Genomic DNA, 2,212 nt, shown 5'->3' with positions numbered 1-2,212 from the left:
GCGTACCGCTCACCGCGTGGAGACCGTACGGGCCGCCGAGAAACGGCTCATGGACCGACTGCCGGACGGGGCGCTCATGGCGCGCGCCGCCGCGGGGCTCGCGACCGCCGCCGCCGAACTGCTCGGGCGGGTGTACGGCAGCCGGGTCTGCCTCCTCGTCGGCAGCGGCGACAACGGTGGCGACACGCTCTACGCCGGTGCGGCCCTCGCCCGGCGCGGAGCGGGCGTCAGCGCCGTGCTGCTGTCGCCCGAGCGCGCGCACGCGGGGGGTCTCGCGGCGCTGCGGGCGGCGGGCGGGCTCGTCCTCGAAGCGCCCGAAGGAGGCCGCGAGGCCGGAGAGGCCGAAAGCGCTGACCGGGACGGCGAGGTGACACGGCGCGTACGGGAGGCGGACCTCGTGCTCGACGGGATCGTCGGCATCGGCGGCAAGGGCGGGCTGCGGCCCGTCGCGGCCCGCCTGGCACGTACCGCGTACGAGGGCCGTCCCGCGATCCTCGCCGTCGACCTGCCGAGCGGCATCGACGCGGACAGCGGCGAGGTGAGCGGGGACGCGGTGCGCGCCGACGCGACGGTCACCTTCGGCACGTACAAGCCGGGACTGCTCATCGATCCCGGGCGCGAGCACGTGGGCGCGCTGCGGCTCGTCCCGATCGGCATCGAGCCGGGCGCGGCGGACCTGGAGGCGCTCCAGTACGCGGACGTGGCGGCGCTGCTGCCGGTGCCCGGGGCGGAGAGCGACAAGTACCGGCGGGGCGTCGTCGGGATCGCGGCGGGTTCGGCGCGGTATCCGGGCGCGCCGGTCCTCGCGGTGACGGGGGCGCTGCGGGGCGGCGCGGGGGCCGTGCGGTACGCGGGTCCGGCGGCCGAGGCGGTGACGGCACGCCATCCCGAAACGCTCGTTTCCCCGGGGCTGCCGTCCGAGGCGGGACGGGTGCAGGCGTGGGTCGTGGGGCCCGGGCTCGGCGACGGCGACGAGGCACGTGCCGCGCTCGACGACGTCCTCGCGACGGACCTCCCCCTCCTGATGGACGCCGACGCGCTGAGCCTGGCGGGCCCGGACCGCATCAGCGCCCGCTCCGCGCCGACCCTCCTCACCCCGCACGCGGGCGAGGCGGCCCGGCTCCTGGGCGCCGACCGGGCGGACGTGGAGGCCCGCCGTCTCGACGCCGTGCGCGAACTCGCCGACCGCCTCGGCGCGACCGTGCTCCTCAAGGGCTCCACGACGCTCATCGCCGACCCCGGCGGCACATCCCCCGTCCGAGTGAACGCCACAGGCACGTCCTGGCTCGCCACGGCGGGCGCGGGCGATGTCCTCTCCGGCCTCGCCGGCTCCCTCCTCGCCACCGGCCTCCCCCCGCGCGACGCCGCCTCGGCCGCCGCTCACCTCCACGGCCTGGCCGCCCGCCGCGCGGCGGGCGGCGGGCGGGGAGGGGCACCGATCACGGCATACGACGTGGCGGAGGCGATCCCCGGGGCGTGGCGGGACGTGCGGGAGGGGTGAGGGGGCGCCGGGCGGGGTGCGGGACGCCGCCCGGGCCCGTCAACCTCACGCGTCAACCCGCACCCGCGTGCCCCACCACCATTCATCCGCTGTTGCCCCGTTGTTGTGGCACGAGCCCCTCGGCTGTGTCCACAATTCCCCCATGAATCCCCCTCTTCCGCCCCGGGTGCGGGTGGCGGCCTATGTCGTGCGGTACGGGGCGCGTGGGCCCGAGTTGCTGGTGTTCGATCACGTCGGTGTGCCGGAGGCCGGTACGCAGGTCCCCGCGGGGGGTGTCGAGGGGGGCGAGGAGCTGAGCGCGGCCGTGCTGCGCGAGGTGCGCGAGGAGACGGGCGTCGAGGGTGCCCGCGTCGTACGGGCCCTCGCCGTCGACCACCGTCCCCACCCGGAGACGGGCGCGCCCCGCCGGACCACGTACTTCCTCCTGCACGCTCCGCGCGGCGGCCCCGACCAGTGGGAGCACCTCGCCCCGGTCGAGAACCTCCGCTTCCGCTGCCACTGGCAGCCCCTCCCGCTCACCACCCCCCTCGCCGACCACCAGGACGCCTGGCTCGCCGCGGCCGAACCGACGTGGGGAGCGCGCGTGGGCGCGGGACGAAGCTGAGCCGACGGGCGGGCGGACGGGGCGGACGGCCACCCCGCACGGGACGCCCCTCCCCGTACGGGGCCCGCCCCTGCCGCCGCCCGCGCCCCCGGCCCGTGCCCTCTGCC

2 protein-coding genes are annotated in these 2,212 nt (G+C 77.8%); both read left to right on the top strand.

Going from position 1 to position 2,212, the window contains the following annotated elements:
* A partial coding sequence (locus G3I42_RS31865; RefSeq protein ID WP_239096812.1) for an NAD(P)H-hydrate dehydratase occupies positions 1-1,501 on the top strand: 1,501 nt, incomplete at its 5' end.
* 142 nt (positions 1,502-1,643) lie between these two features.
* Positions 1,644-2,105 carry an NUDIX domain-containing protein gene (locus G3I42_RS31860; RefSeq protein WP_164291163.1) on the top strand — a complete coding sequence of 154 codons (462 nt, stop codon included), beginning with the start codon at positions 1,644-1,646 and terminating at the stop codon, positions 2,103-2,105.
* Positions 2,106-2,212 lie beyond the last annotated feature (107 nt).

Origin of the sequence: Streptomyces sp. SID11385 (assembly GCF_010548245.1) — a bacterium.
GTDB lineage: Bacteria > Actinomycetota > Actinomycetes > Streptomycetales > Streptomycetaceae > Streptomyces.
This window is presented reverse-complemented; position numbering and strand designations above follow the sequence as displayed.